The organism is Sphingobacterium sp. DR205, assembly GCF_011064245.1.
Taxonomy (GTDB): Bacteria; Bacteroidota; Bacteroidia; order Sphingobacteriales; family Sphingobacteriaceae; genus Sphingobacterium; species Sphingobacterium athyrii.
The window spans coordinates 2,534,014-2,548,095 of record NZ_CP049333.1; the positions used below are offsets into that span (position 1 = coordinate 2,534,014).

The 14,082-nt window shown below is 41.5% G+C and carries 12 protein-coding genes; 9 read left to right on the plus strand and 3 right to left on the minus strand.

All coding sequences use genetic code 11. The annotated features are described in order from the left end of the window. The first annotated feature begins 34 nt into the window (after nt 1-34). Complete coding sequence (locus tag G6053_RS10750) at nt 35-1,090, plus strand: NAD(P)-dependent alcohol dehydrogenase (protein WP_165306402.1); 1,056 nt, start codon at nt 35-37, stop codon at nt 1,088-1,090. Nucleotides 1,091-1,246: 156 nt separating this feature from the next. Continuing rightward, nucleotides 1,247-2,551 (plus strand): deoxyribodipyrimidine photo-lyase, encoded by a 1,305-nt coding sequence (locus G6053_RS10755; RefSeq protein ID WP_165306403.1) that lies wholly within the window; start codon nt 1,247-1,249, stop codon nt 2,549-2,551. A gap of 67 nt (nt 2,552-2,618) precedes the next feature. On the opposite strand, the gene G6053_RS10760 is transcribed toward G6053_RS10755, so the two are convergent. Further along, complete coding sequence (locus G6053_RS10760) at nt 2,619-3,398, minus strand: alpha/beta fold hydrolase (RefSeq protein WP_206531921.1); 780 nt, start codon at nt 3,396-3,398, stop codon at nt 2,619-2,621. 174 nt (nt 3,399-3,572) lie between these two features. Between G6053_RS10760 and G6053_RS10765 the strand changes: the two genes are divergently transcribed. Further along, nucleotides 3,573-4,127, plus strand: a complete 555-nt coding sequence (locus tag G6053_RS10765) for a cysteine hydrolase family protein (RefSeq protein ID WP_108632094.1) — start codon at nt 3,573-3,575, stop codon at nt 4,125-4,127. Between the two features lie 96 nt (nt 4,128-4,223). Here G6053_RS10765 and G6053_RS10770 read toward each other — a convergent pair whose 3' ends face one another. Continuing rightward, nucleotides 4,224-5,075, minus strand: coding sequence for an AraC family transcriptional regulator (locus G6053_RS10770; RefSeq protein ID WP_165306404.1), 852 nt, complete (start codon nt 5,073-5,075; stop codon nt 4,224-4,226). Between the two features lie 574 nt (nt 5,076-5,649). On the opposite strand from G6053_RS10770, the gene G6053_RS10775 reads away from it, so the two are divergent. From G6053_RS10775 to G6053_RS10800, 6 genes are all read left to right on the plus strand, one after another. After that, nucleotides 5,650-6,549, plus strand: a complete 900-nt coding sequence (locus G6053_RS10775; RefSeq protein ID WP_165306405.1) for a helix-turn-helix transcriptional regulator — start codon at nt 5,650-5,652, stop codon at nt 6,547-6,549. A 194-nt stretch (nt 6,550-6,743) separates the two neighbouring features. Next, nucleotides 6,744-7,889: an efflux RND transporter periplasmic adaptor subunit gene (locus G6053_RS10780; protein ID WP_165306406.1), complete on the plus strand. Its 1,146-nt coding sequence runs from the start codon at nt 6,744-6,746 to the stop codon at nt 7,887-7,889. 12 nt (nt 7,890-7,901) lie between these two features. Next, complete coding sequence (locus tag G6053_RS10785) at nt 7,902-11,048, plus strand: efflux RND transporter permease subunit (protein ID WP_165306407.1); 3,147 nt, start codon at nt 7,902-7,904, stop codon at nt 11,046-11,048. 16 nt (nt 11,049-11,064) lie between these two features. Continuing rightward, nucleotides 11,065-12,495, plus strand: coding sequence for a TolC family protein (locus G6053_RS10790; protein WP_165306408.1), 1,431 nt, complete (start codon nt 11,065-11,067; stop codon nt 12,493-12,495). A gap of 26 nt (nt 12,496-12,521) precedes the next feature. Next, entirely contained in the window at nt 12,522-12,791 is a 270-nt protein-coding gene (locus G6053_RS10795; protein WP_165306409.1) for a hypothetical protein, read from the plus strand. 26 nt (nt 12,792-12,817) lie between these two features. Then, nucleotides 12,818-13,072 (plus strand): hypothetical protein, encoded by a 255-nt coding sequence (locus tag G6053_RS10800; RefSeq protein WP_146190955.1) that lies wholly within the window; start codon nt 12,818-12,820, stop codon nt 13,070-13,072. 64 nt (nt 13,073-13,136) lie between these two features. On the opposite strand, the gene map is transcribed toward G6053_RS10800, so the two are convergent. Next, complete coding sequence (gene map, locus G6053_RS10805) at nt 13,137-13,901, minus strand: type I methionyl aminopeptidase (protein WP_165306410.1); 765 nt, start codon at nt 13,899-13,901, stop codon at nt 13,137-13,139. Nucleotides 13,902-14,082 lie beyond the last annotated feature (181 nt).

A 14,082-nucleotide genomic window follows, 5' to 3' on the forward strand; every position in this document is an offset into this window, starting at 1 on the left:
TAAATAATAATTAATTATAGATCATTATATTAATATGGGTACATTTTTAATAAAAGCTTTCGGAACTGAAGCGCCGACAGCAGATTTAAAACAGCTGGAAATTCAGCGCCGTGAAGTAACAGCGGGAGATGTGGAGATTGAGATTCTCTATTGTGGTGTTTGCCATTCCGATTTACATACTGCACGTAACGAATGGGGCGGGACAGTTTATCCAAATGTTCCCGGTCATGAGATCGTCGGACGGATCACTAAAGTGGGATCTGGCGTGACTAAATTTAAAATTGGCGATCTTGCCGGTGTTGGATGTATGGTGGACAGTTGCCGTGAATGTGAGAGTTGCAAAGAAGGATTGGAGCAATATTGTGAGAAGGGAAATATCCAAACATACAATGGTCATGATAAACATCTGAACAAACAGACTTTTGGCGGATACTCAGAGCGGGTTGTAGTGGATCAGGATTTTGTTTTACGGATTCCTGAAAATTTGGACCTGGCAGCAACTGCGCCTTTGCTTTGCGCCGGTATTACAACTTATTCACCATTACGGCATTGGAAAGTTGGTCCCGGACAGAAGGTAGGTATTGTGGGCATTGGCGGTTTGGGGCACATGGGAGTGAAAATTGCTAAAGCGATGGGGGCACATGTCGTAGTGATAACAACCTCTGAAAGTAAAGTGGAAGACGCCAAACGTTTAGGTGCTGACGAAGTCATTCTATCAACAGATCAGGAACAGATGAAAAAGAATGCCGGCACTTTACATTTTATTTTGGATTGTGTCTCTGCACAACACGATATCAACGCTTACCTGAGCCTATTGAAACGCGATGGATCACTCACGCTTGTGGGGGCGCCGGAACATCCGCTTCCAGTAGCCCCATTTAGCTTAATTCCTGCCCGCAAAAGTTTCTCAGGATCAATGATCGGTGGAATTGCCGAAACACAAGAAATGCTGGATTTCTGTGGAAAGCATAACATCACTTCGGATATAGAGCTGATACGGATGCAGGACATTAACCAAGCCTATGATAGGTTGCTTAAGAGTGATGTAAAATATCGATTTGTGATCGATATGGAAAGCTTAAAGAACTAGGGTGCAAACCGGACAGTGTTAAATTAAAGCAGCTTTAGGTTAATGCTAGGTTTAACACTGTCCAATTAATTTGTTTATCGTTTTGTGAATTTTTTGGTATCATGATATTGAATTAATTAGACGTGTAGCTATTTTGATGGCCTTGTCTCTATTTTTATGGAAGAAAGTAAAGTCGTAGTTTTTTGGTTCCGCAGGGATCTTCGTCTGGAAGACAATGCCGGATTATCCCGGGCATTAGCAACAGGACTCCCTGTGTTGCCGGTTTTTATATTTGATGAAGATATTTTACAGCAATTGGAGGATAAATCGGATCGACGTGTAGACTATATCCATCGGGCACTGGAAGCGATAAACCAACAATTAAAGGATTTTGGAGCCACATTGAATACTTTCTATGGGAGTCCTTTCGCAATTTTTAAAACACTACATGAGAAATACAGAATTCATGAAATCTATTGCAATAGAGATTATGAACCTAAAGCAATCAAACGGGATCGCACAATATTTGAATTTTTTGAAGCAGCTGGTATTCCATTTAAAGCAGTAAAAGATCAAGTTATTTTCGATAAAAATGAGTTGTTGAAAAACGATGGTAGCCCTTATACCATTTATACCCCTTATGCGAAAAAGTGGCGGGAAAAATTAACGACAAAAGATCTTCAACCGCTGGATCATAAAGGAGGACTTTTTGTACAGCAGGCTTATACGCCAATAATTTCGCTGGAAAAAATTGGATTTAAAAAGACAGATTTGACTTTCCATCCGCCACAATTGCGTGCACATATTATTAATAATTACGATAAATACCGAGATTACCCTGCCTTAGCAGGGACAACGAATCTTGGTATAGCGCTACGTTTTGGTACGATCAGTATTCGTCAGTGTGTGACCTTTGCCGGGCAACATAATGCGGTATGGCTGTCAGAGCTCATCTGGCGTGAATTTTTTATGCAAATCTTGTATCATTTTCCAAATGTTGTCAGCGAATCATTTAAAAAGAAATATGATGGTATTCAGTGGCGCAATAATGAAGAGGAATTTGAACGTTGGTGTAAGGGCCAAACGGGCTATCCTTTGGTCGATGCTGGAATGCGGCAATTAAATAGTACAGGTTATATGCATAATCGTGTACGCATGGTAGCGGCTAGTTTTTTATGTAAACATTTATTAATTGATTGGCGATGGGGCGAAGCTTATTTTGCACAAAAGCTCAATGATTATGATCTGTCTGCGAATAACGGCAATTGGCAATGGGCAGCGGGTTGTGGTTGTGATGCGGCACCGTATTTCAGGGTATTTAACCCAATCATTCAGGCTGAAAAATTTGATAAGAAGCAAGAATATAGTAGACAATGGATCCCTGAACTTGGGAGCGCAGCTTATCCCGAACCGATGATAGCACACTCTTTCGCTCGAGAACGTGCGCTAAAGACCTATGCGGCAGCATTGGATAAACGATGACTTAGGATAATCCAATCCCAACCTAACGATCGGTTCAGCTGGGATCGGGCTCCTTAGGACTAGATTTTTATTGCTCCAAAAAATCGGCAACAAATTTGTCGAATGCCTGTGGGTTTTCTGCCTGAACCCAGTGTCCGGCGTTTGGTATCGTTTCAAAGCTGACATTTGGAAATTGCTCTTTGATTTTGACTTTATCTTCAGGAAGAATGTAGCGCGATTTTTCGCCCGCCAGAAATAGCGTAGGACCGGTGTAAATACCAGCTTTCACACTTATTGTGATAAAATCCGCATATTTTTGCTGTAGAACATCTAGATTGAAGCGCCAACCCAGTTTGCGGTCTTCTTTAATATAAACGTTTTTTAACAGAAATTGAACCACTCCCGGATCGTCAAGATAAGTTTCTAGTTTTGTCTGTACATCTTTCCTGTTGTCCATACTATTGATATCAACAGCACAGAGCGCATTGAAGATATCTTCGTGATGTGGTGGATAAGCTTTGGGGGCAATATCCGCAATAATCAACTTTTCAACCTGTTCGGGATGGCCAATGGCAAATTGCATGGCAACCTTTCCACCCAGAGAATGGCCCAATAAGAGAATTTTCTTCGACCCGATCGAAGCAATATAGTCGGCTAGATCCTCAACCATATCCTCAATAGACATGCCATCGCTGTGGAAACTTCGACCGTGATTGCGCAGGTCAAGCAAATGTATCTGTCTTTTTTCGCCAAAGCTACGGCCAAAAGATCCCCAGTTGTCCGCCATACCAAAAAGGCCATGCAGAACAACAAGTGGTGTTCCACCATTTTCTGCTCCGTATATTTTGCTGTGTAGTAATTCTTTCACGATATTTCTTTCTTTTAATCGAATTAATGTTGCCTCCAAAAGGCTATTCCTGGGGCTAAGATAACTAAAACATCTTTCCTTATCAAAATGGTAGTGTCGAGGATATATTTGGTAGTGGCCTCTGTTGTTGACCCGCTAATTTTGTCGTAACGAAAACATAATACTATATAAAAGATGAATACTACAGCGTTAATTGTGATAGACATTCAAAATGAATATTTTGAAAATGGCGGAATGGAACTTGTAAACCCTATCGCAGCAAGTCTAAATGCCGGAAAAATAATTAATCATTTTAGAGAAAGAGATGCACCGATTATCCATATTCAGCATATCTCTCCCGATCCTGCAAAAATGCCATTTTTTATAGCAGGTACAGTTGCTGTTGATATCCACTCCAGCGTTAAACCGCTAGTGGGAGAGAAAGTGATCAAAAAACACTTTCCAAATAGTTTTAGGGAAACTGAACTCTTAGATTATCTGAAAAACAATCAAATTACTGAACTCGTTGTTGTAGGTATGATGACGCACATGTGTATTGATGCCACAACGCGGGCAGCGGTTGATTTTGGTTTTGCATGTACAGTAATAGGGGATGCCTGTGCAACACGTGACCTGGAAATTAATGATGTTACGGTGAAAGCTGAGGATGTACAGCATGCCTTTCTCGCAGCATTAGAATTCTTCTATGCGCAGATTCAGACGACAGAAACATACCTGGCGCATAATTAAATGATCTCAGCTGACAGTTTATAGCAATGTTGCTTACTGTCGGCTTTTTTATAATTCGTGGAGATTATCGGCTCTGGACAACCGGTCATAAATCTTTTACCGAAGTTCCTTGATAAATGCACTGATGGTTTTGCCTGTCTGGGCCTTAAAAAAACGCATCAGGTGATTAGGCTCAGAAAAATTCAGATCAAAGGCAATTTCACTGATTGACTTGCCTGAATGTATCAGCAACTCCTGTACTTCAAATAATAATCGTTGTTTGAGCAATTGTGTCGCCGTGGTATTGAATTGTGCCTTAACAGCATGATTCAATGTGATCCGGCTAACGCCCATCAGTGCGGTATAGTCTTTAATCCGCTGTTTCTGTTGAATATGCTGTTCGAGTAACATCCTGAACTGATACGCAAAATTATTCTCAGGCTTTTGTATAGAAAGTCCATTCAATCGGGCATATTTTCGATTCAAGGTCTGGAGTAAATAATAAAGCAAAGAGCGTATAATATGTGCACTGTCTGCTTGTGTTTGAACAAGCTCTGATTTTATTTCCGCCAGCAGCGTATAGAATTTAGATAGATATACATCATCAGCTGCTATTTTTACAGTATAGTGTGACTGATAGAAATACAGTAGGCGATACGTAAAAAGCTTATCTGCGAAAAATTCATTGAGAAAATCTTCCTGAAAAATCAATGTGGTAAATTCCAGATGCGTAGGATCCAGTTCGAAGGTATGTTTCTGAAAGGCGGAAATAAAAATAATGTTGTTGTCCGTTAATTCGATGACTTCCTGATTCAATCGCAAACGTCCCTTAGCCTTTTTGAAAAACAAAATTTCAAAAAAGTCTTTATGATAGGTCTCGCGATGTGTATAGTCCGTCTCCTGTTGATTTAGTACGTTTAATAGAAATTCAACACCGCATTCGCCCTTATGGAATTTTATTGTTTTCAATAGCAGTAAACTTTAAACATCAAAAGTACTAATCTTAAAGCTAAATTAAATAACGATCTATATGCACAATCTTACACCAATATAATTGAGCGAATGAACTTTATATAATTCATTTAACAGTGGGGATAAAAATACTTTTTGAAATAATTTCAGAATTTAGATGAAAAGTGACGATAGTCACTTTTTTATTGAAAGAATTCATCGACCTTTATTATCGTAATCAAATACAAACTTAAATATAGATGTTCATCCCACTTGAATCGTTAGAACGTCCGCAGCACACATTTTTTAAGCAAACTATTGCGTACTTATTGGAATAATCTAGTTAGTCCTACAAAAATATATTATTTGGGGGTTTTCTCGTCAAGAGAGGCCCCTTATATTTTTTAAAGGATTCCGCGGCAGTATTTGTGCTTTTGTTCATGATCTATACTTCCAGCTCTGATATCGTCGAATATATTTTATTTCTTTTTTGTCAAATTCCAAATCAGGACCATGATATGATTTTTTACACTATTTAATCGGCTATTTTTGATTGCTTCAATAGAAGTTATTTTAAGGCCAACTCAACATAATGAAAAAAAAAGAGTACGTCATTTCTCTTAAAATGGAGGATTTGACGCGTGAGCTGCTGTTTCCGCAACGCAGCAAGGAATATATGGTGCTAGAGTCTACAAGTGACAATATGCATATTCAGCGCAATTGCCATTATCGTGCTTCTTTTTTTGGCGTATTGTTGGCTGAGGAGGGTATTTCCTATTATCGGGTGGGAGACTATGAATATGAGCTTCAAAAAGGCGACATTCTTTTTTGTGTCCCACAGGAGGTTTTCAAAGTCATTTACTTTTCCGCGGATGTCAAGCAAAAGCAAATTTTCTTTTCCATAGATATGCTATCGGATGCCGGCTTTAATTATCGGTCAAATGATATGTTAAAGAATTTCTCCAACAACCCCTCCTATATCATTCGTGGCGAGCAACACCTCTACAGACGATTGGCATTTTATATTAAGGAACTTGCTTATCTCAACGATTTTAAGAATACGGTCTATTATAGTAATGAGATGATCTGGCATTATTTTTCTTTATTGATGTACGATATTGAGAACTATTCCAAAAACTTTCGGCAGCAGGCAAGTTTTTCTTCCCGGGAAGAAGAGATTACGAGTGCTTTTTTTGCACTTGTCCGGGAATATTATGTCGAACATCACGACGTTCAGTTTTACGCGGATCGTTTATTTGTCAGTCGAAAGTATCTCACGAAAGTTGTCAAGAAGGCCATGTCGCGCACTCCAAAAGAAATTATTAACCAAGTACTCCTTATCGAGGCAAAAATTCTCTTAAAAAACTCGACAAATAACATCAGTCAGGTGGCCTGTTTACTTAATTTTTCAGATCAAACGGTCTTCAGCAAATTTTTCAAAAAACATACCGAAAGAAATCCCAGTGACTACAAAATGGACGACCTTTTTTAAGTAATTCTTGCTGTTCCAATAGCAATCCGAACAAAGGTGCTTTTACTGCGTACAAAAGTAAAAGCACCTTTGTTTTTAGGGCCTGAGCTATCCTGTTTGGCGTCTTTTAAACAAATTTTGGCGTCTTTGCGCCGAATTTAGACTTCGGTTTTTTTGGACTTTTGCTACACATATAATTAAAAGCAAAATCCATTATGAAGCAAAATGTCGTTAAAAAACGCACCACGAACTTGTTTATTGCGCTGGTATTATTATCCAGCTGTACGGGTAAACGGCAGGGGGACGGATATCAGCAGGGACCTGCGGAGGTACTTTTTGATACTGTGACAACGGGCGATGCAACGATTCGAAATGAATATGCTAGTGCCATTGAAGGCCTTTCCAATATAGAAATACGGCCCCAGGTGAACGGTTATCTCCAGAAAATATTCGTAGATGAGGGGGACTATGTTCGCGCCGGACAGACGCTATTCAAAATTGAAGATCGGATCTTCCGCGAACAGTTGACCAATGCAAAGGCTGCATTGGCTGTTGCTGAATCAAATCTACTGACTGCTAAAATTGAATTAGATCGAAAAACGGAGCTGACCAAAAGCCGTATTGTTTCAGATATTCAGATGCAAGAGGCTCAGGCGAGCTATGCCGCCGCAAATGCGTCTGTGGCACAGGCCAGATCAGCGATAGCTTCGGCACAGATCAATCTGGATTTTTCGGTGATCAAATCGCCTGTGAATGGCTATATCGGTCGCTTCAACTATCGTTTGGGGAGTTTGCTGTCTACGACAAATCAGGAAGCCATTACAGTCGTTTCGGATAATCATCAGGTATATGCCTATTTTAGCTTGAGCGAACGTGATTTCGTGCGATTTCAACGTGAGCATACCGGAAGTACTGTGGCCGAGAAACTGCAAAATGCGGCGCCCGTTGCACTATTATTATCGGATGGACAAGAGTATGCCACAAAAGGGCGAATAGATGCCGTTGAAGGTCAGTTCAATAAGAATACGGGTTCGATTACCTTCCGTGCCAAATTTGATAATCCCAATGCTGCGCTGCGCAGTGGTAACACCGGAAAAATTGTGATGGTTCAACAATTGAAGGAAATGCCATTATTACCTATCGCGTCGACAGTGACCTACCAAGATAAGGTCTTTGCCTATACCGTCGATAAGGAAAATAAAGTCGTACAGATACCCGTGACTATTTCAGGAAAATCTGAAGATAATTTTATCATTCGTGAAGGATTAAAACAGGGCGACCGTTATATCGCACAAGGATTCGAACGTCTGCAGCCCGGAATGCCGGTTACAGCACAAAAGCAAACTCAAAACAAAAAATAAAGCAGCAATTTCATGTTAAAAAAAATAATTAAACGACCGGTATTGGCCACCGTGATTTCTGTTTTATTGGTCATTCTCGGTGTTGTCGGTATGCTCAGCCTGCCCATTACCAAATTTCCCGATATTGCCCCACCTACTGTTATGGTGACCGCTGTGTATCCCGGTGCAAATGCCGAAACAATCGCACGTTCCGTCGCCCCACCCATTGAAAACGCTATTAATGGGGTTGAAAATATGGATTACATTTCATCAACGGCAAGCAATGACGGTACATTAAATATTACGGTAATCTTCAAATTAGGTACCGATCCGGATCAGGCTGCTATCAATGTCCAGAACCGTGTCGCGCAGGTGACCAATCAGCTGCCGGCAGAAGTGATCCAAAGTGGAATCACCACCTTAAAACGTCAAAATAGCATGATTGCGATGGTCACGCTGACAAGTAAAGATGGTACCATGGATGATCTCTTTCTCGAAAACTACAGCAAAATAAATGTAGTACCCGAGCTTAAGCGTATCAAAGGAGTAGGCGACGCAATGGTATATGGAAATAAGGACTACGCCATGCGCGTATGGTTAGATCCAAATAAACTGAATAGCTACAACCTGACACCAAGTGATGTGTCGCGCGCCATCCAGTCCCAAAATCTGGAAGCAGCTCCAGGTAGGTTTGGTGAGCAGAGCACAGAGGTGAAAGAGTACGTGATGCGCTATAAGGGGAAATTCACCGAACCTCGGCAATATGAAGATATTGTTATTCGGGCGCAGAACGATGGTTCGGTATTGCGTCTGAAAGATGTTGCCAAAGTTGAATTTGCAGCTTATAGCTATACTGTGGCATCCAACTATAACAAGAAACCTGCCGTCACCATGGCAATTTTCCAGATGAGCGGATCAAATGCCAATGAGGTACAAATTGCATTACAAAAGCGCATGGAAGAACTGCAGAAATCTTTTCCGGGAACGATGGAGTACAAAATACCATATGCAACCAAAGAATCACTGGATCAATCGATTGACCAGGTCATTAAAACCCTGATCGAAGCCTTTATTTTGGTATTTATTGTAGTATTTATATTCTTACAAGATTTTCGTTCGACTTTGATTCCGGCCATCGCCGTTCCGGTTTCCATTGTAGGGACATTTTTCTTTATGAAAATATTTGGGTTTTCAATTAATATACTGACGCTTTTCGCCTTGGTACTCGCAATCGGAATTGTTGTCGATGATGCCATTGTTGTTGTCGAAGCCGTACATGCCAAAATGGAACGGCGAAAACTAAATGCCAAAGCCGCTACGATGTCTGCCATGGGGGAAATTTCGGGTGCTATTGTTTCGATTACGCTGGTGATGTCCGCAGTATTTGTCCCAGTCGCATTTATGGACGGTTCCACAGGTTTGTTTTATCAGCAATTCGCGTTGACATTGGCGATCGCAATTGTCATTTCAGCCGTAAATGCCCTGACACTGAGTCCGGCCTTATGTGCAATCTTATTGAAAACCCATGTGGATCATTCGCATGAAAATCATAAGGTTACATTCAAACAACGTTTTTTTGCCGGATTTAATGCGGGTTTTGATAAACTTACTTTTCGTTATGGAAAAGCAATTCTAACGATGATCAAACGCAAGTGGATCGCATTTTTACTTTTGGCTGTGTTTGGTGGCTTGTTTGCCTGGTACTCCATGAATACTCCAAAAGGTTTTATCCCGGATGAAGATCAGTCGTTTATCATTGTGACGGCCAACCTGGCTGCCGGAACGTCTAAAGACCGGACCACCGTGCTGATGTCCGATACCGAAAACAAGTTGATGGCGCATCCCGCAGTTCGTGAGGTAATCTCCGTGAATGGCTTAAGTCTATTTACCGGAGCAATGTCTTCCGCTGCCGGTACTTTCTTTATTCGCCTGAAAGCTGAAAAAGAACGTGGCGAAGTGCACAACCTCGGAGCGATTATGGGCGAGCTGCAGGGGATGCTTGCGCAGGATAAACGAGCGAACTTTCTTGTATTAAACACACCTACGGTAGACGGATTTGGTAATTCGAGTGGTATGGAGCTGGTTTTACAGGACAGAACAAATGCGGAATTGCAAAAACTTGGCAACATATCCTATGGCATGATGGGCGCATTGATGCAAAGACCGGAGATTGCCATGGCCTTTACCACTTTTGATGTTTCCTACCCACAATACGAAGTTGCTGTGGACGAAGCGAAAGCCGCACAGCTCGGTGTGGCTGTTAGTGATGTACTTGGCGTTATGCAAGGATATTACGGCAGCATACAGGCTTCGGACTTTAATCGCTTCGGTAAATATTATCGTGTACTGGTACAGGCAACTCCGGAATCCCGGGCAGATGAAAAATCATTGCAGGGGGTGTTTGTGAAAAATAGCCGGCAGGACATGATCCCGATCAGTACGCTGGTGAGTATCCAGCCCGTTACCGGACCCGAGGTTGTAGAGCGGTTCAACCTATTCAACGCGTCAAACCTTACTGTAATGCCGGCTCCGGGGTATAGTACCGGGCAAGCCATGTCAGCTATCCAGGAGGTAGCCAAGCAGCTGCTCCCACCAGGTTATACCTTCGATTACAAAGGCATGAGCCGCGAAGAAAACACGGCGACATCACAGACTACAATAATTTTTGTGCTCTGTATTGTATTTGTTTATTTCTTGTTATCTGCACAATATGAAAGCTACATATTACCTTTTTCCGTACTGCTCTCCATTCCTGTGGGATTATCAGGCGTGTTCATCGGAATTGGTATGGCCGGAATTGCAAATAATATCTATGTACAGATTGCTATGGTGATGCTCATTGGGCTACTGGCAAAGAATGGAATTCTGATTGTCGAGTTTTCAAGCCAGCGCCGAAAAGCCGGAAAGAGCTTGATTGCGGCAGCGGTAGAAGGTGCAAAAGCGCGGCTAAGACCTATCTTAATGACTTCATTGGCTTTTATTACGGGAATTGTGCCGCTCGTTTTTGTTGTAGGACCTTCAGCAATGGGTAATCATTCCATTGGCTATGCTGCCATTTTTGGCATGCTGGTGGGGACGGTATTAGGGATATTCCTAACCCCTGTACTCTTTGTGGTATTTCAGTACTTCCACGAAAGATTGAATGGCCGTGAGCTGGATGAAAGTGAATGGGAGTACTAATTAAGGATGATATAATATGAAACAGATAAAAAGAAATTGCCGTTACGGTATGGTGCTGCTAGCGACTATCGCAGTGCTGCATGCCTGCCGCGTACCACAATACGCTGGGAACGAGATGAAGCCGGTCGATCGTTATCGAAATCAGGAGGAGGTGCAAGAAGGCGATAGTAGTATCGCAAAGATCTCTTATCGCGATTTTTTTAAAGACGAAATGCTCATTTCTCTTTTGGACAGTGCTTTGAAAAAAAATAATGATCTGAATGTTGCCCTGAAGCAGATTGAATTTGCTTCGGAAGGGTATAAGCAAGCCAAGTGGCTGAATGTTCCTTTGCTAAATGCAAATCTTGCCAATGTGGGGATTAACCGCCCTTCTGACAACAGCATGAACGGTATGATGGCCAGTCAGTTTATGGGACAAAAATATACCATGGATTATACATCATCCATTCAGCTATCCTGGGAAGCCGATATCTGGGGGAAATTGAAAGGACAAAAGCAGGAGGCCTTAGTGGATTTTCTTAAAACACAGGAGGCAGCGCGCGCGATTAAGACACGTTTGGTAGCTGAGGTCGTTCAAGGGTATTACAACCTATTGCTGCTGGATCGACAGTTGGAGATAACAAAACGTAATCTGGGATTTGCGGATAGCACGTTATTCATTCTCAATAAACAGGTTGAATTGGGGCTGACAAACATACTTTCCGTACAACAGCAAGAGGTGGCGCGGGATCAGGTAGCTAAACAGATTCCAGCAATTGAAGCCCGAATTCAAGTACAAGAAAATGCATTGAGCATTTTAGTGGGTGAGGTGCCGGGGCCAGTAAAAAGAACTACCCGATTGGATCAGGTTCAGTCGCCGACCAATCTCTCGCTGGGGGTTCCTGCAAATCTGTTAAGCTACCGGCCGGATCTGCGCAGCAGCGAATTGGATGTCCGACGTAGCCTGGCCTCCATACACATCGCCCGGGCAAGTATGTATCCAAATTTAAATATCACTGCTCAGGGCGGATTAAATGCATTTAAAGCCAATAACTGGTTTAATTTGCCTGGCTCACTGTTTGCCGCAGCAACTGGAACTATCGTACAGCCGATTCTGAATGGAAGACAGTTAAAAACACGTTTAGAACAATCAAAAATTACGAAGGATCAAATGGAACTGAATTTCAAACAGACGATGTTAAAAGCAGTCGGTGAAGTGTCCGATGCGCTGATTCAGCTTGAGAAATCAAACGAACAACTGGAGACTTCCAATCTGCAGGTAGAACGCTCCGCACAGCTCGTGCAGAACGCCTTGCTGCTTTATAAATTTAATGAAGCAACATATTTGGAAGTAATTGTGGCACAGACCAATCGCTTGCAGGCCGAACTGGATCAGGCTACGGTGAAATCACAGAAAATTAATGCCATAACATCCCTTTACCGTGCTTTGGGAGGCGGCTGGCTCTAATAGCAGCATCTTAATATACGAACGAAATGAAAACAATAAACATGCTGATTCTGATCAATCCAAGTCAAAATCGCCGCGAAACTGAAAAGATGGCCTACGCATGTAGTGCTGATCGGTTTATACTTATTGATGCCGATCTGGATTTTGCGGACCAGCTAGCCTTAATCCTTGAAAAAAGAAGGCAAAAAGTGGCTATCATACCGCACTTGGAAGGGTTGGAACAGCTGTTTTCAACTGTGGAAGATTTTCCTTACAGCATCGCCGTGGAATACTATGGAGCAGGCATAGGTCGGTAATTTGAATTTAAATTATAAAAATAACGATGATGAGTTATATGCAACTTTTTGCGGTAGGTAGGGGAATTCTACTGCGACGGAAGGAACTTGAAACCTATATTTTTTTACTGGTTCCGACAGTGATATCCATTTCTTTTAATCTAGATGACAAGGTATTCACGATGATGGTGAAATCAACAAAAAAAGTAGATGAATTGATTATTCGTCTGATGGAGCAAAAAAAGTTGAAAATAAGTCTTTTGGACTTTGAAGAGGAGCCTGCCAAAAAAGGCGTTTTTTAGAAAAGTTATTCCGGAAAGATATTGATCTTAACGATCTTAGGAAATATCTTTCCGGATATAATGCCTAATTGAAAATACAATTCTCCGCCGTTAAAATCACTGGAGCGCCATCTGTAATCATAATGGTATGTTCATGTTGTGCCATGTAACCGCCTTTGTCACCAACCATCGTCCAGCCATCATTTAATTCAGTAGCATAAGTGGAAGAGGTGGAAATAAAGGTTTCGATAGCAACAATTGAATTTTTCTTAAACCGTCTCTGGTCAAATCTATTCTTATAGTTGAGCAACTCATCTGGCTCTTCGTGTAGACTACGTCCGATGCCATGTCCACCTAGATTTTTGATCACTTTATAACCTCTCTTTTTTGCTTCTGTTTCCATTAGCTGGCCAATGTCCGCAATTTTAACACCACCACGGATATTTTTTATGGTTTTTTGAAGGATTTCCTTTGAAGCGTCTACCAATTTCTGATGGTTATGAATATCCTGACCGATTACAAAAGAAGCCCCGTTATCAGCCCAAAAACCATCCAGCTCAGCCGATACATCAATATTAATAAGATCTCCTTCCTGTAATAAACGGTCCGCAGCAGGAACACCATGACAGAATTCGTTGTCTACACTGATACAAGTCCAGCCCGGGAAGTTATAGGTCAACGCTGGCGCTGATTTGGCACCATATGAAGTTAATATCTTTGCGCCATATTCATCTAATTCTTTGGTTGACATGCCTACCTTGGCATAATCGCACATCGCTTTAAGCGTTTTGGCGACTGCCGCACTCGCTTTTTGCATTCCGGTCAATTCGTTCTCGTTGGTAATAGACATTGCGCTTTTTTTGTGTTTTTGCTTATTGAATTAAAGATAGACAAAGGTCTTAAAAAAAATTAGATAATCCCATAAAGAAAAGCAGGGCTAATGATTGCAAGACGAATTACGGGAGTTTTGGTATAAGAAAGGCCTGCTTTCGTATAAAATCTCAACTGGCGATAGGTTTAAATGATAGATT

Excerpts from the sequence above, each read along its gene's own strand:
- G6053_RS10750 (WP_165306402.1), top strand. The coding sequence starts at position 35 with ATGGGTACATTTTTAATAAAAGCTTTCGGAACTGAAGCGCCGACAGCA.
- G6053_RS10765 (WP_108632094.1), top strand. The coding sequence starts at position 3,573 with ATGAATACTACAGCGTTAATTGTGATAGACATTCAAAATGAATATTTT.
- G6053_RS10785 (WP_165306407.1), top strand. The coding sequence starts at position 7,902 with ATGTTAAAAAAAATAATTAAACGACCGGTATTGGCCACCGTGATTTCT.
- G6053_RS10790 (WP_165306408.1), top strand. The coding sequence starts at position 11,065 with ATGAAACAGATAAAAAGAAATTGCCGTTACGGTATGGTGCTGCTAGCG.
- G6053_RS10795 (WP_165306409.1), top strand. The coding sequence starts at position 12,522 with ATGAAAACAATAAACATGCTGATTCTGATCAATCCAAGTCAAAATCGC.
- G6053_RS10780 (WP_165306406.1), top strand. The coding sequence starts at position 6,744 with ATGAAGCAAAATGTCGTTAAAAAACGCACCACGAACTTGTTTATTGCG.
- G6053_RS10775 (WP_165306405.1), top strand. The coding sequence starts at position 5,650 with ATGAAAAAAAAAGAGTACGTCATTTCTCTTAAAATGGAGGATTTGACG.
- G6053_RS10755 (WP_165306403.1), top strand. The coding sequence starts at position 1,247 with ATGGAAGAAAGTAAAGTCGTAGTTTTTTGGTTCCGCAGGGATCTTCGT.
- map (WP_165306410.1), bottom strand. The coding sequence starts at position 13,901 with ATGTCTATTACCAACGAGAACGAATTGACCGGAATGCAAAAAGCGAGT.
- G6053_RS10800 (WP_146190955.1), top strand. The coding sequence starts at position 12,818 with ATGATGAGTTATATGCAACTTTTTGCGGTAGGTAGGGGAATTCTACTG.